The 19,254-nt window shown below is 57.9% G+C and carries 19 protein-coding genes; 9 read left to right on the top strand and 10 right to left on the bottom strand.

Features of this window, described 5'->3' with window-relative positions; all coding sequences use genetic code 11:
* Window positions 1-36: 36 nt before the first annotated feature.
* From ACR0EN_RS03990 to ACR0EN_RS03970, 5 genes are read left to right on the top strand one after another with little or no spacing between them, the layout of a single operon-like run.
* Entirely contained in the window at window positions 37-426 is a 390-nt protein-coding gene (locus ACR0EN_RS03990; RefSeq protein ID WP_480585302.1) for a DUF4440 domain-containing protein, read from the top strand.
* Window positions 423-3,215, top strand: coding sequence for a [protein-PII] uridylyltransferase family protein (locus ACR0EN_RS03985; RefSeq protein ID WP_480585300.1), 2,793 nt, complete (start codon window positions 423-425; stop codon window positions 3,213-3,215). The genes ACR0EN_RS03990 and ACR0EN_RS03985 overlap by 4 nt, the downstream gene beginning before the upstream one ends.
* Window positions 3,202-3,474, top strand: coding sequence for a hypothetical protein (locus tag ACR0EN_RS03980; protein WP_480585299.1), 273 nt, complete (start codon window positions 3,202-3,204; stop codon window positions 3,472-3,474). The genes ACR0EN_RS03985 and ACR0EN_RS03980 overlap by 14 nt, the downstream gene beginning before the upstream one ends.
* Window positions 3,475-3,515: 41 nt before the next feature.
* Complete coding sequence (locus ACR0EN_RS03975) at window positions 3,516-4,718, top strand: RSP_2647 family RNA methyltransferase (protein WP_480585297.1); 1,203 nt, start codon at window positions 3,516-3,518, stop codon at window positions 4,716-4,718.
* Window positions 4,715-5,257, top strand: coding sequence for an RSP_2648 family PIN domain-containing protein (locus ACR0EN_RS03970; RefSeq protein WP_480585295.1), 543 nt, complete (start codon window positions 4,715-4,717; stop codon window positions 5,255-5,257). The genes ACR0EN_RS03975 and ACR0EN_RS03970 overlap by 4 nt, the downstream gene beginning before the upstream one ends.
* A 68-nt stretch (window positions 5,258-5,325) precedes the next feature.
* Here the strand turns inward: ACR0EN_RS03970 and ACR0EN_RS03965 are convergent, their stop codons facing one another.
* From ACR0EN_RS03965 to ACR0EN_RS03935, 7 genes are all read right to left on the bottom strand, one after another.
* On the bottom strand, window positions 5,326-6,015 hold the full coding sequence (locus ACR0EN_RS03965) for a M48 family metallopeptidase (RefSeq protein WP_170396642.1): 690 nt from the start codon (window positions 6,013-6,015) through the stop codon (window positions 5,326-5,328).
* Window positions 6,016-6,099: 84 nt separating this feature from the next.
* On the bottom strand, window positions 6,100-7,902 hold the full coding sequence (locus tag ACR0EN_RS03960) for a hypothetical protein (RefSeq protein WP_480585292.1): 1,803 nt from the start codon (window positions 7,900-7,902) through the stop codon (window positions 6,100-6,102).
* A 161-nt stretch (window positions 7,903-8,063) separates the two neighbouring features.
* Window positions 8,064-9,248, bottom strand: coding sequence for a vWA domain-containing protein (locus ACR0EN_RS03955; protein ID WP_170817871.1), 1,185 nt, complete (start codon window positions 9,246-9,248; stop codon window positions 8,064-8,066).
* A 4-nt stretch (window positions 9,249-9,252) separates the two neighbouring features.
* The gene (locus ACR0EN_RS03950) at window positions 9,253-9,420 is read right to left on the bottom strand and encodes a hypothetical protein (RefSeq protein ID WP_170396648.1); all 168 of its coding nucleotides are present in this window, start codon (window positions 9,418-9,420) and stop codon (window positions 9,253-9,255) included.
* Window positions 9,421-9,426: 6 nt separating this feature from the next.
* Complete coding sequence (locus tag ACR0EN_RS03945; protein WP_170406392.1) at window positions 9,427-10,791, bottom strand: DUF2927 domain-containing protein; 1,365 nt, start codon at window positions 10,789-10,791, stop codon at window positions 9,427-9,429.
* On the bottom strand, window positions 10,788-11,237 hold the full coding sequence (locus ACR0EN_RS03940) for a GNAT family N-acetyltransferase (protein WP_170509831.1): 450 nt from the start codon (window positions 11,235-11,237) through the stop codon (window positions 10,788-10,790). The genes ACR0EN_RS03945 and ACR0EN_RS03940 overlap by 4 nt, the downstream gene beginning before the upstream one ends.
* A 90-nt stretch (window positions 11,238-11,327) precedes the next feature.
* Window positions 11,328-12,173 carry an AAA family ATPase gene (locus ACR0EN_RS03935; RefSeq protein ID WP_170406386.1) on the bottom strand — a complete coding sequence of 282 codons (846 nt, stop codon included), beginning with the start codon at window positions 12,171-12,173 and terminating at the stop codon, window positions 11,328-11,330.
* Window positions 12,174-12,558: 385 nt separating this feature from the next.
* On the opposite strand from ACR0EN_RS03935, the gene dksA reads away from it, so the two are divergent.
* The gene (dksA, locus tag ACR0EN_RS03930) at window positions 12,559-12,981 is read left to right on the top strand and encodes an RNA polymerase-binding protein DksA (RefSeq protein WP_074736317.1); all 423 of its coding nucleotides are present in this window, start codon (window positions 12,559-12,561) and stop codon (window positions 12,979-12,981) included.
* Between the two features lie 72 nt (window positions 12,982-13,053).
* Window positions 13,054-14,205, top strand: a complete 1,152-nt coding sequence (locus tag ACR0EN_RS03925) for an FAD-dependent monooxygenase (RefSeq protein WP_170817870.1) — start codon at window positions 13,054-13,056, stop codon at window positions 14,203-14,205.
* A gap of 4 nt (window positions 14,206-14,209) precedes the next feature.
* On the opposite strand, the gene xth is transcribed toward ACR0EN_RS03925, so the two are convergent.
* The gene (xth, locus tag ACR0EN_RS03920; protein ID WP_170817869.1) at window positions 14,210-14,989 is read right to left on the bottom strand and encodes an exodeoxyribonuclease III; all 780 of its coding nucleotides are present in this window, start codon (window positions 14,987-14,989) and stop codon (window positions 14,210-14,212) included.
* 280 nt (window positions 14,990-15,269) lie between these two features.
* Window positions 15,270-15,593: a HesB/IscA family protein gene (locus ACR0EN_RS03915; protein ID WP_170406378.1), complete on the bottom strand. Its 324-nt coding sequence runs from the start codon at window positions 15,591-15,593 to the stop codon at window positions 15,270-15,272.
* Between the two features lie 76 nt (window positions 15,594-15,669).
* Between ACR0EN_RS03915 and ACR0EN_RS03910 the strand changes: the two genes are divergently transcribed.
* Window positions 15,670-16,827, top strand: coding sequence for a deoxyguanosinetriphosphate triphosphohydrolase (locus tag ACR0EN_RS03910; protein ID WP_170626805.1), 1,158 nt, complete (start codon window positions 15,670-15,672; stop codon window positions 16,825-16,827).
* Here the strand turns inward: ACR0EN_RS03910 and ACR0EN_RS03905 are convergent.
* Window positions 16,809-17,360: a molybdopterin-binding protein gene (locus tag ACR0EN_RS03905; RefSeq protein ID WP_170626806.1), complete on the bottom strand. Its 552-nt coding sequence runs from the start codon at window positions 17,358-17,360 to the stop codon at window positions 16,809-16,811. The genes ACR0EN_RS03910 and ACR0EN_RS03905 overlap by 19 nt on opposite strands.
* Before the next feature lie 130 nt (window positions 17,361-17,490).
* Between ACR0EN_RS03905 and argS the strand changes: the two genes are divergently transcribed.
* The gene (argS, locus tag ACR0EN_RS03900; protein WP_170817868.1) at window positions 17,491-19,236 is read left to right on the top strand and encodes an arginine--tRNA ligase; all 1,746 of its coding nucleotides are present in this window, start codon (window positions 17,491-17,493) and stop codon (window positions 19,234-19,236) included.
* Window positions 19,237-19,254 lie beyond the last annotated feature (18 nt).

The raw sequence follows: 19,254 nt of genomic DNA, 5'->3' as shown, positions 1-19,254 counted from the left end.
CGCATCTGATTTTCGGCCGTCACAAGTCATAGGCAAATGGAAGATATTGAAAACACCAGCCCACCGTCACTCGATCAGATCCTCTCGCTGGAAAAACAGGTATGGACTGCGCTGGTTGAAGGCAATGCACAGGCCGACCGGGCACTTCTGAGCCCCGATTTTCTGGGCGTGTATCCAACGGGTTTTGCCAACCGCGACGATCATGTTGGCCAGTTCGCCGATGCGCCTACGATGGCGCAATATGAACTCAGCGATACCAGGTTGCGCGTCTTATCGGCGGATGTGGTTTTGCTCTCATACAGGGCAGATTATCTGCGACCCGAAGCACAGGAATGGGAGGCGATGCTGATCTCATCCCTGTGGGAGCAGCGTCACGATGTCTGGATCAACAGTTTCAGCCAGGACACGCCACTGGAACGGTCATGAGCCAGTCTCTTGTTATCAACCGCTTGCCGCGCGCTTTTCATACCGATCTGGGTGACGAAACACGCGCGGCGCTGCCCGATTTGACTGCCGAGCAGGGGGAGTTGATCGCGGGAACTGCGGGCTCTAGCCCCTACCTGAAAGGGTTGATTGACCAAGAAAGGAACTGGTTGCCACACGCGTTACAGCAACCGGACCAGGCATTGTCTGAAGTGATGGACGCGGCGCGCGCGCTGCCGTCGGATCAGTTGAAACCCGGTTTGCGGCAAGCGAAGAGGCGCATGGCCTTATTGACGGCGCTGGCCGATCTGGCAGGTGCGTGGCCGTTGGAAAAGGTAACTGCCGCGCTGACTGACTTTGGCGCTTTGGCCGTAGATGTGGCAGCGAAGGCCGAAATTGCTGCGTTGATCCGGCGCGGCAAGCTGCCGGGTATGACCGAGAATGATGTCGAAACCGCAGCTGGTATGGTCATTCTGGCGATGGGCAAAATGGGCGCACATGAGCTGAACTACAGCTCGGATATCGATCTGATCGTGCTGTTCGACGAAACCCGTTTCGATCCCGATGATTTCTATGAAGCCCGTCAGGGAATGGTGCGCGCCACGCGGAATTTCTGTGCCACGCTTAGCGACAAGACGGCTGATGGGTATGTATTCCGCACCGATCTGCGATTGCGCCCCGACCCTGCGGTCACGCCCATCTGTCTGGCGATGGAAGCGGCCGAGCGGTATTACGAAAGTCTTGGGCGCACGTGGGAACGTGCGGCCTATATCAAGGCACGCCCCTGCGCCGGGGATATCGCGGCAGGTCAAAGATTTCTCGATGCATTGCGCCCGTTCGTTTGGCGGCGGCATCTGGATTTTGCCGCCATTCAAGACGCTCATGACATGCGACTGCGTATACGCGAGAACAAGGGAACGGGCGGAAGTCTCTCGATTCCCGGTCACGACATGAAGCTGGGGCAGGGCGGTATTCGAGAAATCGAGTTCTTCACCCAGACCCGCCAATTGATCGCGGGCGGACGTGATCCAGACCTTCGTGTACGGGGCACCGTTCCCGGTCTGGCGGCGCTGGCCTCAAAAGGCTGGGTGCCCGAAGATGTCGCCGAGAAGCTGACCGATCATTACCGTGCCCACCGCGAGGTCGAGCATCGAATCCAGATGGTACATGACGCGCAGACCCATAAGGTGCCAAATTCAGAGGACGGTATCGAACGGGTCGCGTGCCTGATGGGCATCAGCAGCGCCGAACTGACCGCTGATCTGACCCGCCGCCTGACAGAAGTGCATGAACTGACCGAAGGGTTCTTTGCCCCCGGACCGGGCGCAGCACCCGCGCCGGTACAGGAGGTCGAGTTTGACAAGGGCGTGCTGGCCCGCTGGCCCACCTATCCGGCGCTTCGCTCGCAGCGGGGTGCACGGATATTCGAACGGCTCAGGCCGGAACTTCTGGCGCGATTGGCAAAAACTGCGAAACCCGACGAAGCGCTATTGGCACTGGATGGGTTTCTGGCGGGATTACCCGCCGGAGTGCAGCTGTTTTCCCTGTTCGAGGCGAATCCGCATCTGATCGATCTGCTGGTCGATATCGTTGGGACATCGCACGCCCTTGCCACCCATCTGTCGCGCAACGCCTCGGTTTTTGATGCGGTGATTGGTGGCAGCTTTTTCAGCGACTGGCCCGGACAGTCGGCCTTGCAAGCTGATCTTACACAGGCGTTGTCGGATGAAAGCGACTATGAAACACAGCTCGATTTCGCACGTCGCTGGTGCAAGGAGTGGCACTTTCGCATCGGTGTGCATCATCTGCGCGGACTGATCGATGGGGCGCAGGCCGGGCAGCAATATGCCGAACTGGCGCAGGCCGTGATTGCGGCGGTTCTGCCCTGCGTTGTCGACCAGTTCTCCAAAAAGCATGGACCGGCGCCCGGGCGTGGCGCTGCGGTTTTGGGCATGGGGTCACTTGGGGCAGGGCGCATCAACTCGCAATCCGATCTGGACATGATTGTCATCTACGATCCTCAGGATCAGGACATGTCCGATGGCCCTCGCCCGCTGGCAACGCGGACATACTACGCTCGTTTCACCCAGGCTCTGATCACGGCGCTCAGCGCGCCAATGTCGCAGGGACGGCTTTATGAGGTCGACATGCGTCTGCGCCCGTCGGGCAATCAGGGGCCGGTGGCTACAAGCTGGGTCAGCTTCACCAACTATCAGCAGAATGAGGCCTGGGTGTGGGAACACCTTGCTTTGACCCGCGCCCATGTGGTCGCAGGTGAAGCCGGTTTAGCCGAGGATATCGAAAGCTTCCGCGCTGAATTCCTATCGCAAACGCGCGACCACCAGAAGGTGCTGAAAGAAGTCGCCGAGATGCGCGAAAGACTGGCCGCAGCCAAAGCACCAGCGGGCGTTTGGGACGCAAAGAATGGGCCGGGCCGCATGATGGATATCGAGCTGATGGCAGAGACGGGCGCATTGCTGGCCGGATTCCCCCAGCGCGATGTACACTCGGGTCTGGACGGGGCGGTCGCTGTCGGGCTGCTGGATGTCGCGCAGGCGCAAACCCTGAAGGGTTGTTACGATTTATGCTGGTCGGTGCAATGTGCGGCGCGTCTGCTGTCGGGAAAGGTGATCGAGGCCGACAAGATCGGTGAAGGCGGTACGGCCTTTCTTTGCCGGGCGACCGGGTTCGATCAGGTCGAACAGCTGCAATCCGCGTTGCAAGACAATTACAGCACTGCGGCCTCGTTGATTGGCGCAGTTGTCGGAGGGGTTGAAGATGGCACGCAGTGATGATCCGAATGACCACAAAGGCCTGATCCGCGAGGCGTATCGCATTGAAGGCATCACCTTGCCCGAATGCCGCAGCATCTTTCTGGATTGGGCGCTGAGCCTGCCCGGAGAGCTTGACCAAAATCAGGCCCTGACCAACCTGCAGGCAGTCTATTCGGAACAGGCCGCTGATCATCCGATGACGCAGGTCCTGACCGAGGGTTTGCAGGCGGCCCAAGCCCCCAAGCGACGTGGCGGCTGGCGCAAGCGCAACCGTTAACGGGGCTTTCACCCACGCGCATTCACGATTATGAGGGCGCCATGACACCCGTAGCTGATCGCCCCCGTATCCGTTTGAAACCCAAGGCCAATGCGCGTGGCCTGCGCCACGGGTTTCCCTGGGTCTACGCCAACGACATCGTCACCGACCGCCGGACTCGCAAGATCGGGCCGGGGTCCTTGGCTGTGCTGGAAGACGAGAAGCGCGCGCCAATCGCTCTGGTCGCAGTGAATCCGGTCTCGAAGATCATGTGCCGGGTATTGGATCGCGATATCGGCGCGCAGTTGGATGCGGACTGGTTTGAAACCCGTCTGCGCCGCGCGCTTGAGATGCGCGAGCGACTGTTCGATGCGCCGTACTACCGCCTGATCCATGCCGAGGCGGATGGGTTTCCCGGGGTGATCATCGACCGGTTCGGAGACGCCTGCGTGATCCAACCCAACGCAGCCTGGGCTGAGGCACATCTTGAATCTCTGACCGACGCGCTAGTCAAGGTGACCGGGGTCGACACAGTGCTGAAGAACGCCTCGGGGCGCACGCGTGTGCTCGAGGGGTTGGACGACACCAATCTGACCTTGCGTGGAACTGTGCCTTATGAGCCTCTGCCAGTGCCAATGAATGGCGCAACCTACATGGCTGACCTGACTGGTGGGCAGAAAACCGGCCTGTTCTATGACCAACGCCCCAACCACGCGTTTGCCGCCAAGTTGGTTCACCCCGAGGCGCAGGTGCTGGACGTATTCAGCCACGTCGGAGGCTTTGGTCTGGCCATGCTGGCGGGCGGCGCAGCACAGGCATTGTCCGTTGACGGCTCGGCAGCGGCGCTCGAACTGGCGGCGAAGGGCGCAGAAGTCTCAGGATTTTCTGCCCGTTTCCAGACCCGACAAGGCGACGCCTTTGATATACTGACCAAACTCGGCGAAGAGGGCGCGTTGTTCGACGTCGTCATCTGTGATCCCCCGGCTTTTGCACCTTCGAAACAGGCGTTGGATGCAGGTTTGCGTGCCTATGAGCGTACCGCACGTCTGGCGGCTCCGCTGGTCAAACCGGGCGGGTATCTTGGCCTCTGCTCCTGTTCTCATGCCGCTGATCTGGGCCGCTTCCGCGATGCCTCATCCCGTGGGATCGGACGGGCAGGACGACAGGCCCAACTGATCCGAACTGGCTTTGCCGGGCCGGACCATCCACAACTGCCGCAGCTGGCAGAAAGCGGCTACCTCAAAGCCGTGTTTTACCGTCTGTGAAGGCCGTTCTGGATACCTGCGTCATCTATCCCACGGTGATGCGAGAGATGCTGTTGGGCGCTGCGAGGCTTGGTTATTTCACGCCCGTCTGGTCTGCACGTATCCTCGAAGAATGGGCCCGCGCCGCCCGCAAGCTTGGCCCCGAGGGCGAGGCGCAGGCGCGCGCCGAGATCTCGCTGGTTCAGGCCCAATGGCCAAATGCCGTGCAACCCGCCAACCTCGGTGTTGAACAGCGCCTATGGTTACCGGATGCCGCCGACATCCACGTTCTCGCAACGGCGGTCACAAGCTCGGCAGATGTCATTGTCACCGTCAATGCCAAGGACTTTCCCAAGAATATGTTGGCCGACGAAGGGCTTGAGCGGCGCGATCCGGACGGGCTGCTGCATGAACTCTGGCTGTCCGACCCCGAAGGCATGACGCAGGTTTCCAAAGCGGTCCTTGCTGAAGCCAACCGGCTATCCGGTGCTCAATGGACCTTGCGCAGCTTAATGAAAAAAGCCCGCCTGCCGCGCCTTGGCAAAGCCCTGAGTACTTAATTCGGGATCCCATTCATCTGGCCAAAAATATCTCGGGGAGCGCGAGGGGCTGGCCCCTCGCTCCTATCCTAAACTCCCACGCCCCACTTTTGTTCAAGTACTTCCAGAGCTGCGATCCGCTCATCCGTCTTTGGATGACTCATTAACCAAGCGGGCACAACGCCCGCGCGCTGCTGTGTCAGATCCTCAAGCTTGTGGAACAAAGACTTCTGTGGACCAATCCCGATCCCGGCTTTTGTCAAAAGCGCGGCCGCATATTCATCCGCCTCATATTCATCACTCCGCGACAGGCGGGAGGCCAGCAAATGAGTCAGCATATTTGCAATCCAGGCTCCAATGAACGGGATGAAGCGGTTCAATAGCATCATCAGCGCAGCACGCAGGGCGTTTTGACCCGAGAAATCAATCATCCGCCGCCGGGCGTGGCCAAGGGCGACATGGCCCAATTCATGCGCGATTACGCTTGCCATTTCTTCCGCTGATACTTCGCCGTTGCCAAATTTGCGATAAAAACCGCGCGTGATGAAAATACGCCCATCCGGCGCGGCCAGCCCGTTCACCGGATCGATCTCGTAGATGTAGACTGGGACCCGATCAATCTCCAAGGCTGCAGCCAGCCGGTCCGTCATGCGTTTTAGCGCAGGATCGGCCAGTTCGGTGGACTTCGCATCCAACTCACGATGCGTGCGCCAGACGGATATCCGGTACATCACAACGGCATAGGCTATGGCCAGCAGGATGGGTGTTAAGCGAAGCATGAGTTAGATATGGGCGACCCACCCCGAGGAGGCAAGCGGTAACTCGCCCTTCACGTCCGATCAGTTATGCGGCTCAATCCAGCCTTACCTGCCTGGCGAGGGCAGGTGCAGGTTCGAATGAAACTCGGCAAGGGACTGCTTGGTTAAGACCTCGCCCTTCGAAGCCTCAAAAAATGCGCGTTCAGCTTCTTTTTCTGCGACCAGAGCATCAACTCTCAGGTCCCTCACATCCGCGCGCAGAGCGTCGCGCGCCTCCTCGTAGGTTTCAGCATCGCGCAGCTCATCCTCAAGCGTACTCAGCTTGTCATCATAGTCCGGGTCCGAAGGATCAAGTGTGGCGATATCATCGGCGATGTCTTCGCTGCTGCGGCCATCGTAGTCTTCGTTCAGATCACGCAGTTCACGGCGCGCCTCATAGAGGTCACCGCGTAAGTCGTAATAGGTTTCCGCCGCCGCCTGGTAGGTCGCGATTTTGCCGACATTACTGTTGGGTGAAGCATTGCGGAACGCCGGGGCTGCTGCCTTAGACGCATTCAGGTTACGCAGCTTGTCCGAGCCATAGGGATCGGTGATCGCTGCAACAAGCGGGTCGCGATAATAGCGGTAGCGGTCCTTCTTGCGATCGGAATATGGCTTGTCGTAGCGCAGTCGATAGTCGGTTTCATCATAGAACTTCTTATCATCCGAATAGCGGTAGCCGTCAGGACCGTAAGGCACCGGCTGGACCGTTGCCCAGTCCTTGTGCCGGTAGTTTGGCTGTGGCAGATCGAGATTGCCGTGGAACTCGCCCAGCGTCGCCTTGGTCAATGTGCGCCCTTTCGAAGCGTCATAAAAGGCAGCCTCCGCATCTTGCAACGCGTCGCGGGTTTCGTATTTCAGATCCCTCACATCCGCGCGCAGAGCGTCGCGCGCCTCCTCGTAGGTTTCAGCATCGCGCAGCTCATCCTCAAGCGCACTCAGCTTGTCATCATAGTCCGGGTCCGCAGGATCAAGTGCGGCGATATCATCGGCGATGTCTTCGCTGCTGCGGCCATCGTAATCTTCGTTCAGATCACGCAGTTCACGGCGCGCCTCATAGAGGTCACCGCGTAAGTCGTAATAGGTTTCCGCCGCCGCCTGGTAGGTCGCGATTTTGCCGACATTGCTGTTGGGTGAAGCATTGCGGAACGCCGGGGCCGCTGCCTTAGACGCATTCAGGTTACGCAGCTTGTCCGAGCCATCGGGATCGGTGATCGCTGCAACAAGCGGGTCGCGATAGCGACGCTTGCTGGGCTTCTTATTGTCATAGTGCTTGGATTTATAATCTGTGCGAGCAACAGGTCGCGGGGAATACTCAACAGGAGCAACCGACGCCTTGCGATACGTTTTCGTTCCGCGGTTCGCGCTTGACTTGGTTTTTGCCGGCGAACGCTTGCCAAATAGTTGCTCGACATCGCGTTTAAACTCTCTTCCAAAGCCCGCCAGTGTGGTCTTTTGTACCTTGCCGTTCCGTCCCTTAGCTTTAGCAGAGGTTTTGGCTGACCGGTGGTGTTTTGCCTTTTGCTTCTTGTTAAACCCGAAAGCCTTTTCCACGCGGTGCGTTTTGGAGTTGGCCTTGCCGGCATCTTTACCCGCGCTTTTGGAACCCTTAGCTTTGCCGGATTTTCCCTTTTCGCCGCCTTTGTTGCCGTCGTTGCCTTTTCCGGACTTTCCCTTGCCTTTGTTGCCGTCGTTGCTTTTTCCAGAATTACCTTTGCCGCCGCCGCGGCCCTTTCCATTGCCATTATCATTCTTGGCATAAGCGGCGTCAGGGGAAAGTACCAATGTCGCGGTCGCACCCGATGCAATTGCGAACGCTGTAATGGTCAAAACAGATGTCAGGATATTTGGTAGTTTTGAAATGGTCATCTCAGCCCCCCAGCTTCAATCCCTTTGTCGTATATCACGAATTCGAGAGAGGCAGGGAATTTTGCCGAGATTGTTTCTTTGGTGGTGCTTTTGACGCGAATATTTCTGAAAACTAGGCCTATTGTTTCCGGTTTCTGAGTCAACCAGGACTCCGACGGTGACTAGCGCGTCAGTTCCCGCATACCTTGTTCCAAACCCGCCAGCGTCATGGGTACCATGCGATCTTCGAATATCTCACGGATCATGCCGATCGAATGGGTATATTCCCAATACTTCTCTGGCACTGGATTGATCCACAGGTTCGATGTCCACTGTTCGCGTGCACGGCCCAGCCAGACTTGGCCAGATTCCTGATTCCAATGCTCATTTGCACCGCCGGGATAAGCGATCTCGTAGGGACTCATCGAGGCATCGCCGACAAAGATGCATTTGTAGTCCGGCCCGTATGTGCGCAAGACCTCGTGCGTCGGAGTTTGCTGATCCCAGCGGCGGCGATTGTCGCGCCAGACGCCTTCATAGAGGCAATTGTGGAAGTAGTAGTATTCCAGATGTTTGAATTCGGTTCGGGCCGCTGAGAACAGTTCTTCGACGACCTTGATATGCGGGTCCATCGATCCGCCCACGTCCAGAAACAAAAGCACTTTGACGGCGTTGTGTCGTTCGGGTCGGGTTTTGACATCCAGATAGCCGTGTTCAGCTGTTGCCTTGATCGTTCCGTCCAGATCAAGCTCTTCGGCAGCGCCTTCGCGGGCCCAGCGGCGAAGGCGCTTCAGAGCGACCTTGATGTTCCGGGTGCCCAGTTCAACAGTGTCATCTAAATTCTTGAATTCGCGCTTGTCCCAGACCTTTACGGCACGCTGATGGCGGCTTTCTTTCTGGCCGATGCGCACGCCTTCGGGGTTGTAGCCATAGGCGCCGAAAGGTGAGGTGCCCGCGGTGCCGATCCACTTGTTACCGCCCTGATGGCGACCCTGTTGGTCCTTGAGGCGCTCGCGTAGCGTCTCCATCAGCTTCTTAAAGCCACCAAGCGCCTCGATCTCGGCTTTTTCTTCATCCGACAGGTGCTTTTCGGCCATCTTTGCAAGCCACTCGGCAGGAATATCGACCGCCTCGAGTACTTGATCGAAACTGATTTCACCCAACCCTTCGAAACTGGCGGCAAAGGCACGGTCGAACTTGTCGATGTTGCGCTCGTCTTTCACCATCGAAACGCGGGCGAGATAGTAAAACGCCTCGACATCGTATGTCGCCAAGCCCTTTTTCATCCCTTCCAGAAACGTCAGGTACTCGCGCAGAGATACGGGAATGCCAGCGTTTCGGAGGTTTTCGAAGAAGGGCAGGAACATCGTTCTATACCAGGCGGACAATGACCAGTGAAATCACCAGCCCGACCAACGCAAAGGCAATGCCGTAACCTGCAGCGTATTGAGCCATATCAGCACCGCTTCCGTTACGTTTGCGTGCTGTCAACGCGCCCAGAATCGCGCCCAGAATAGCCATGCCCAGAACCACTATCATGTGACGTTATCCACCCGTGCTTGTGGCAGCTGACTGCGCGATGTCTTGTGTGACCGAGCGCACCACCAAATCCGAGCCGAAGCCGTAACGTGCCCATCCGATACTGTCCAGCCGAACGCGACGTGCCTGATCTAGTTGACCGGACTGCCGCAGTGCCTCGGATTTGAGCAGCAGCAGGGTGGCCAGAAGGGCGGCGTTCTCGGCCTTGGTCATGACATTGATTGCTTTGTTCAATTCGGGCAGGGCCTCGGTGCCCTGACCCTGTGCCAAAGCAAATGCTGCGGTTTGTGCCGTGATATGAGCGCGCTGAATTTCTGTTCCCGGGGTGGCGTTCAGGTATTTCAGGGCAATTTCATATTGCTGCTGCGCCGCCTCGGGGTCGTCGAATTGCCCCATGCGCCCCAGCAGATAATGCGGATAGGCGCGGCGGTGGTCGGTCCAGCCTTGCTGTTGACCAATTCGCGCTGCCTCGTTCGCAGCGTTGACGCGTTTGGCCGTACCAGCGCCAGCCCCCAAAGCGCGTTGAACTGCGTTAATCCAGGCCCGAGGTGTCTCAGTAACCTGTTGTGGCGCAACCCGATCCCCTCTGGGGTTCAGCCGGCTGAGTACGCCGGGCAGAACCGCCGCCACCTGTTCGCGTGTCATGCCATTTTGCAGCTCAGGCGCATAGGCTGCGCGCAGGATCAACATGTCGAATCCGGTCAGAACCGTGTGGAAATTGTCGTCGTTGAATACTGAATCGGTTAGGCGATAGAGGTCGTTCAGAGGTCCAAGTGCCTGAGCCAATTCTTCATGCAGGCAGTCCCGAATTTCCTGTGGGCTGGCATCGTAGGGGATGAATATCCCGATCCGTTCACGTTTTCGCAGTTCGGTCCAGTTGCTTTTACTTTTGCGCCTGTCACGGCGGTATTCTTCCAGACTTGAAGAGTTGGGCACGACGAAACAGGCGGCCTGCGGCAGGATGCGGCGGATCTGTTTCTGGCTTACAGCCTCGATCGTGATGTTCGCCTGACCCTCTGGAATCTGCCGGATGTCGATCTTCGCCTCACGTTGCAACCGGGTCAGTAGCCGGCTCAGGTCGGTCTGCATCGTTGGTGGCGGTGTCCCAGTCAGACGCACCGTGATGGGTCCATCAAACCGGGTGAAAACGGGCAACTCTGCGCCGCTCTCAAGTGCGAAATGCAGCGATAGGAAATCTGCGGCGATGTTCTTGTTTGAACGGGCAGGCGGGCTTGGACGAGCAGCGCCGAAGGATTTAGACGGCGGCAGCGAAGCTTCAATCACCTGGGTACGGGTCGGCGTCTCGATCCGGTCGACCGTGGTGCAGGCAGACAGCGCCGCCAGAAGGAGAGTTGCGCCTAAAAGCCTCATGGTCGCTGATACTTCAGGAACGGCGACAACTTGCCGATGCGGTCATAGAGTTTGCGTGCGGTATGGTTGTTTTCCTGCGTCAGCCAATAGACTGAGGGGGCTTTCTGCCTGTCCGCTTCTTCATAGACGGCCTCAATCAGGGCGCGTCCAACTCCGGTGCCTCTCGCTTCTGGGCGGGCATAGAGATCCTGCAGATAGCAGACACTTTCTTCCTTCCAGGCGTGGCGATGAAACAGGTAGTGGGTCAGTCCAAGCAGTTGCCCATCCAAATCCGCGACAAAACAGGAAAAGTCATTCGGATCATCACCTAAGAGCCGCGCAAAGGTGCTTTGGAAAGTCGAATCCGGCACTTCGGTTTCATAAAATGCCAGGTAGTCACGCCACATTTCGGCCCATTGATCCCGGTCTTCTGGTCGCAAGGGGCGAATTGTGAGGGCGTTAGTCATTTTATTATTTCCTGCTCTGGAGGCCCGATTGGCGCGGGGTCTTTCGTTGATGTAATGCTGACACCCGACCGTACCGATGACAAGCTGTGATCACCGCTTGCTACGCGCCATAAAGGCCAGCCGTTCAAACAGGTGTACGTCCTGCTCATTTTTTAGAAGCGCACCATGCAGCTTGGGCAGTGCATTCACACCGTCGCGTTTAAGGTCCTCAGCGCTCAAGTCCTCAGCCAAGAGCAGTTTCAGCCAGTCCAGCACTTCCGAGGTCGAGGGCTTTTTCTTCAAACCCTGCGTTTCGCGGATTTCGTAGAACTGGGTCAGCGCGGTGGTCAGCAGCGCATCTTTGATGCCGGGGTGATGGACTTCGACGATACGGCGCATCGTGGCTTCGTCTGGAAAGCGGATGTAGTGAAAGAAGCAGCGGCGCAGGAATGCGTCAGGTAGTTCCTTTTCGTTGTTCGACGTGATTATGACGATAGGGCGGTTCTTGGCACGGATCGTCTCGCCAGTCTCGTAGACGTGGAACTCCATCTTATCGAGTTCTTGCAATAGATCGTTGGGGAATTCGATATCAGCCTTGTCGATCTCGTCGATCAGTAGCACGACCTTTTCATCCGCATCGAATGCCTGCCACAGCTTGCCCTTGCGAATATAGTTCGAGACATCATGCACGCGCTCATCACCTAGCTGACTGTCACGTAGACGGCTGACCGCATCGTATTCATACAACCCCTGCTGCGCGCGCGTTGTGGATTTCACGTTCCACTCAATCATCGTCAGCCCCAGCGCGCCTGCGACCTGTTTCGCCAGCTCGGTTTTGCCGGTTCCGGGTTCGCCCTTGACAAGCAGCGGGCGTTCCAGCGTGACGGCCGCGTTCACGGCAATGTTCAGATCGTCGGTGGCAACATATTCTGCGGTGCCTTGAAAACGTGCGGTCATGGGACCCCTCATGTGGTTTCCGCGGAATGCGGGCTGGGTTTGCTCTGCTCGGGTTACAGAGAGGCAAGGTTATTTACAAGCCGGGCCGCAGCGTCGCGAAAGGATGGAATGGGCTGTAAGTCCAATCTGTTTTGGGCGATTCGTTCGGGGCGGGGTATCGCAGGGGTTGAAGCTGCCTGAAAAACGCCTTGCGAGAACCACAGAAAAACAAGGTTTTGTTGTTACAAGTCTCAATATTAGAGCAGTCGGAGTGACGCGGCGGCGAGGCATACGTTTGTGTAGTGACAATCTCTGCCCCGTCGGATAAACGCTCCGCAGAAGGGGGTGCCGAATGTCAGGTAATACAATCGCAACCGACGTTTCAGGCCATACCGAGGGAGCAAATATGAAGCAGGAAGTTTTTCTGCCGGAAGATTACCGTCCGGCTGAAGATGAACCTTTCATGAATGATCGCCAGCTTGAGTATTTTCGCCGCAAGCTGATGGATTGGAAGACAGAACTACTCGCAGGCAGCCGTGATACGATCGAAGGTCTGCAGGACAACACCCGAAACATTCCCGATGTCGCTGACCGCGCAAGCGAAGAGACCGACCGTGCGCTGGAACTGCGCACCCGGGATCGTCAGCGCAAGCTGGTGGCCAAAATCGACTCGGCCCTGCGCCGGATCGAAGAAGGGGAGTATGGATATTGCGAGAAGACCGGTGATCCGATCTCGCTCAAGCGCCTGGATGCGCGCCCTATCGCGACTATGACGCTTGAGGCGCAAGAGCGTCACGAGCGCCGCGAAAAGGTCCACCGCGACGATTGATCGCTGGGAAATTGCAACAAAACAACTGCGCCGGGGCCTGTCGCCTCGGCGTTTTTGCGTTATGGCAGGTCCATGAATATCAATGGTCTGAATTTCTGCGTCATTGGCGGCGGCATTGGGGGCATGGCGGCGGCACTCGCACTGCGAAGTCAGGGTGCTCAGGTGACGGTTCTGGAGCAGGCCCCAGAACTGACCGAAGTTGGTGCTGGATTGCAAATCAGTGCGAACGGGATGGCGGTACTGCGTGCGCTAGGCGTTGCTGGTAAGGTCCCGGAAGCTGGACAAATCTCGGGTGGGACCGTTCTGCGCGATTACCGTAATGGGCGCGTGATCAGTCGGGTCCCGGTCCCTGCCGCTGGGTCGACTTACTATTATCACCGGGCAGATCTGCTGGACCTGTTACACAAAGCCGCCTTGCGCTCTGGGGTGGATATTCGGCTGGATGCACCTGTCGCCACGGTTCATAAACACCCAAGCGAAGCCGAGATCGTTCTGGAAAGCGGCGAAAGGCTGCGTGCGGAATGCGCGATCGCCGCAGACGGTGGGCGCAGCGCTATCCGCCCGATCTTGAATGGCCCCGAGGTCCCGGTTTTCACCCATCAGGTTGCCTGGCGAGCAACGATCCCCTGGACCCAGCGAGAAGAACTGCCATGCGCGTCCTTGACGATGGGGCCAGGCCGGCACGTGGTAACCTACCCGCTGCGCGATCAACGCCTCGTGAACATCGTGGCCATAGAAGAGCGTTCCGACTGGAAAGAGGAAGGCTGGCGACGTCAGGGTGATCCCGACGACCTGCGAACCCGGTTCGCCGATTTTGGCGGACCGGTTGGTGACATATTGTCAAAGATTGACGAGGTTCACCTTTGGGCGCTGTTTCTGCGCCCCGTGGCGCAAATCTGGCAGAATGGGCGATTGGCCTTGCTTGGGGATGCTGCGCACCCGACATTGCCTTTTATGGCCCAAGGAGCTTGCCTAGCACTGGAAGATGCCTGGGTCCTGACACGCGCGTTCCAGGACAACTCAGGCGTCGCCCGCGCATTGGCTACCTATGAAGCCACTCGACGACCGCGTGCCAGGCAAGTGGTTGGCGCCGCAGGCGCAAATGCGCGTAATTTCCATCTTCGTGGGCCAATGAGGCTGGCCGCACAGGCCGCCTTAATGGCGGTTGGTCCACGCTTGGCACGGCGCTACGAGTGGATCTATAGCTACGACGCGACCGCGTAAGCGTTCACAGGTCGAGATCAACCCAGACCGGCACATGGTCCGAAGGTTTTTCGTGCCCCCTCACTTCGGCATCGATCCTGCAATCACGCATCAAATCTGCAGCTTGCGGCGTCAGAAGAAAGTGATCGATGCGAATCCCGTCGTTTCTGTTCCACGCGCCGGCTTGATAATCCCAGAATGAGTAATGACCAGGGCCTTGCGTTCGCGCGCGAAAGGCTTCAGTGAAGCCCAGATTCAATACCTTGCGGAATGCAGCGCGACTTTCGGGTCGAAAAAGCGCATCCTCGCGCCAGGCGTCGGGGCGCTTGGCATCTTCGGCCTGCGGAATAATATTGTAATCCCCTGCCATCAACGCGGGTTCCTCTGATGCCATCAAATCGCGGGCACGATCATAGAGGCGCTCCATCCACTCAAGCTTGTAGTCATATTTCAGCCCCGGCACCGGATTGCCATTTGGCAGATACAATCCGCAGATGCGCAGTGCTCTCTTTCCTATGACAGTAGCTTCGATCCAGCGCGCCTGCTCATCACTTTCATCACCGGGCAACCCACGGGAGACACCCTCAAGCGGCAATTTCGAAAGGATTGCAACGCCGTTGAAGCTCTTTTGCCCATGGGTTTCAACGTTATATCCGCGCTCCTCGAAAATCTCGCGGGGGAAATTCTCATCAATAGATTTGATTTCCTGCAGCAACACAACATCGGGCTGCGCCTCATCCAACCAGCGAGGTAACGCCTCGGCCCGTGCCTTGATACCGTTGATGTTGAATGTGGCGATTTTCATGCGTGATCCTCCGGTGCCATTGGCAACCTATCGCGCAGAATACACGCAACGGCAAGTTGCCGAACAAGTAAGCGAGGCTCTGCCTCGCGCTCCGAGGTATTTTGGGCCAGATGAAGAAACGGATTCTTAACCATATTCGTCAAAACTGAGTATGCGGTACAGGCGGAGGCGCCGATGACCGCGCCAGGTGAAGTTCTCTGACTTTGACTGTCAGAGAGCGGATCCCTCTTCATCTGGCTAAAAATACCTTGGGGGTGTGGGGGCAAAGCCCCCACTGACGCTACATCGAGAACGATGTGCCGCAGCCGCAGGAAGACGTGGCGTTGGGGTTCTCAATCACGAAGCGCGCGCCGATGAGTTCCTGTGTGAAATCAATTACCGCGTTCTCCAGAAACGGCAGAGAGATCGAGTCGACGATGACCTTTTGGCCTTTGCCCTCTAGCACCAAATCGTCCTCTTTCGGCTCATCCAGGGCGATCTCGTATTGAAAACCGGAACATCCGCCACCCTCCACAGCGACACGCAGGGCCTGGCCCTGATCTGCGGCACCGATTTCGGCCAGGCGTTCAAAGGCGCGTTCTGTGACTGTTGGGGGCAGATTCATGCCGGTCTCCAAAGGTTTATTTCCTTAGCGTCGTACAATATATGGAACCTGACGACAGGCGACAAGGACAAGACCTTTGGACAGAGCGGGTTTTGCCTCGGACCCAGGCCGCGCGAGGGGGCGGCTTGTACCTGAGGAGGAAAGCAGTTTTCGGTCATGCTTTCAGCGCGACCGTGACAGGATTATTCATGCCAGCGCGTTTAGGCGCCTCAAACACAAAACTCAGGTGTTTGTTGAGCATGAGGGCGACAGTTATCGAACCCGCCTGACGCATTCCATAGAAGTGGCTCAGGTGGCTCGAACGATTGCCGGGGCCTTAGGCTTGAACGGCGAATTGACCGAAGCGGTCGCGTTGGCGCACGACCTCGGGCATACGCCGTTTGGCCACACGGGCGAGGACGCTCTGCATGCGTTGATGGAGCCATATGGTGGCTTTGACCACAACGCACAGGCCATTCGGATCGTAACCAAACTCGAGCGTCACTACGCCGAGTTCGATGGGTGCAACCTGACCTGGGAATGTCTGGAAGGGATAGCCAAGCACAACGGGCCGGTCACTGGTGCATTGCCTTGGGCATTGGCCGAATGCAACCAGGGCTTTGACCTCGAACTCCATACTCATGCGAGCGCTGAGGCGCAGGTCGCGGCGTTGTCAGACGACATTGCCTACAACAACCACGATCTGTTTGACGGATTGCGGGCGGGATTGTTCAGAGATGAAGACATTCAGCAGCTTCCCATAATTGATGCCTGTTTCGCCGAAGTGGATGCCAAATTTCCGGGTCTTGACCCTTATCGCCGTCGGCACGAGGCGCTCAGACGGGTATTTGGCGTCATGGTTTCGGATGTTATCGACACCTCACGCGCGTTGATAGCGGCCTCGGGGGCGCAGTCGGTCGAGGAGATCCGCCATCTGGGTTATCCGGTTATTCAATTCTCGGATGATCTTTGGGCGAAGCTCAAACAGATCCGCGCCTTCCTGTTTTCGCGCATGTATCGCGCACCGAGCGTGATGGAAGTGCGCGCCAGTGTCAGCAAGGTGGTTGAGGAACTGTTTCCGATTTACCTGTCCGACCCGAAACAGATGCCCAGGCACTGGCATGTCGATATCGAGACGGCAAAGGATGAGACCGCGCTGGCCCGCATCGTCTCGGATTATATCGCGGGCATGACCGACAGGTTTGCGCTGCAAGACCATGCCCGGCTTACCGGAGATCACTCGATCGCAATATAGGCGATGGCCCAGACCTGTTGGCTGGCTTGTGTTTGAGCCAGTTCAGCATCATCCGTGGGCGGGAAAACGATCATCGTGGGGCCGTAACTACCAATGCCCATCGGCACGCCATCCGCGTGGGTGGCTACGATGGGTTGGTGTGCCTCGATGCTTTCCCATGGGATTTCAGCCTGATAGCCATCCATAGCCATGGGCAGAGCAGATTTGCCCCTGGCACCTGCCATCGTCATCACGTCGGACAACAGTGGGCCGGAAAAGGTATACTCGCGCTGGTTCTCTGGCGGGCCATAGGGGATGGTTATTTCGATCTGATCCAACCCGTCCAGCATGGCAGCGTCAAAGCCTGCTGCACCGTCATGTGTGACTTCGAGAAAACCCAACAGCCCACCGTCGTTCTCAGCGCGCGCGGGCAGATTGGTTTCGGTGATGGCGCCACCGAGCGTCAGCAGTACGTGGCCTTGAGGTGAGGGCATCTCGGCCCATGTAGGCAGGGCGGTGGTCAGCAACAGGGCGAAGGGCAGGGTAAGGCGCATTCAGGGGCTCCGGTCACGGTTTTCCCCGACCTTAGCCCTGATAGCGGTTAATCCAAGCGCAAAATTTAGGCGTCCATTGACCTTGGCGCTTTGCGTGGTAAACCCCGCGGCAAGCAAAAGGACATCCGAAATGAACCTGTTTTCCGAGATCCGCGGCCTGGTACTGGACGCGCTGGCGCAGATGCAGTCCGAAGGCGCGCTGCCTGAGGGGCTGAGCTTTGACAACGTGGCGGTTGAGCCTCCGCGCGATGCGGCGCATGGCGATATGGCGACCAATGCGGCGATGGTACTGGCGAAACCGGCGAAGATGAAGCCGCGGGACATTGCGGATGTGCTTGCGGGCAAGCTGTCTGCAGACGACCGGATCACCAGCGCCGAGGTGGCGGGCCCGGGCTTTCTAAACCTGCGGCTTGCGTCTTCGGTTTGGCAGGGCGTGCTGGCTGCGGTGCTGGAAAAGGGCACCGGTTATGGCCGTTCGACCATGGGACATGGTCAGAAGGTGAACGTGGAGTATGTCTCGGCCAACCCGACCGGCCCGCTGCATGTGGGCCACACGCGGGGAGCTGTGTTCGGTGATGCGCTGGCAAGCTTGCTGGCCTATTCGGGCCATGAGGTGACCCGCGAATACTACATCAACGATGGCGGCGCGCAGGTGGATGTGCTGGCGCGGTCGGCATATGAACGGTATCGCGAGGCTAACGGGCTGAGCCCTGAGATCGCAGAAGGTCTCTATCCCGGCGATTACCTGATCCCGATCGGTCAGGCGCTGAAAGAGAAATACGGCGACAGCCTGATCGACAAGCCTGAAAGCGTATGGCTGGAAGAGCTGCGCGAGTTCTCGACCGACGCTATGATGGACCTGATCCGCGCCGACCTGAAGGCGCTGGGCGTTGAGATGGACGTGTTCTTCTCAGAGAAGTCGCTCTACGGCACGGGTCGGATCGAGGCGGCGCTGCAGTCTTTGACCGACAAGGGCCTGATCTACGAAGGCGTGCTTGAGCCGCCGAAAGGCAAGAAGCCCGAGGATTGGGAGCCGCGCGAGCAAACCTTGTTCAAATCTACTGAACACGGGGATGACGTCGACCGCCCGGTCAAGAAATCGGACGGCAGCTGGACCTATTTCGCCCCGGATATCGCTTATCATTATGACAAGGTGAGCCGTGGGTTTGACGCGCTAATCGACGTGTTCGGTGCGGACCATGGCGGCTATGTCAAACGGATGAAGGCGGCGGTTTCGGCCCTTTCCGATGGTAAGGTGCCGCTGGATATCAAGCTGACCCAATTGGTGAAGTTGTGGAAGAATGGCGAGCCATTCAAGATGTCCAAGCGGGCAGGGAACTTTGTCACGTTGCGCGATGTAGTCGATCAGGTCGGGCCTGATGTAACCCGTTTCGTGATGCTGACCCGCAAGAACGACGCACCGCTGGATTTCGATTTCGACAAGGTGCTGGAACAAAGCCGCGAAAACCCGGTGTTCTACGTCCAATACGCCCATGCCCGCGTCATGAGTGTGCTGCGCCGCGCCGCTGAGGCCGGGATTTCTGCCGATGATGCTACGCTATCTGGGGCAGATCTGGGCAAGATCGACCACGCCTCTGAGCTGACCGTTTGCAAGAAGCTGGCAGAATGGCCACGTCTGGTTGAAATCGCCGCTCGCACAAATGAACCGCACCGGGTTGCCTTCTATCTCTATGAATTGGCAGGAGATTTCCACGCGCTGTGGAACAAGGGCAATGACGAAACCCAGTTGCGCTTCATTCAGGATGGCGATGTTGCCACAAGCCAATCGAAAATCGCACTGGCCCGGGCTGTTTCTGTTGTGATTTCAGCGGGCTTGGGTATTCTTGGCGTTACCCCGGCGCAGGAGATGCGATAACAAATATCGCCCGAACCG

It is taken from the genome of Ruegeria sp. AB7, from assembly GCF_056542625.1.
The sequence above is the reverse complement of the archived record's forward strand: the minus strand, read 5'-3'. Positions and strand labels throughout refer to the sequence as shown.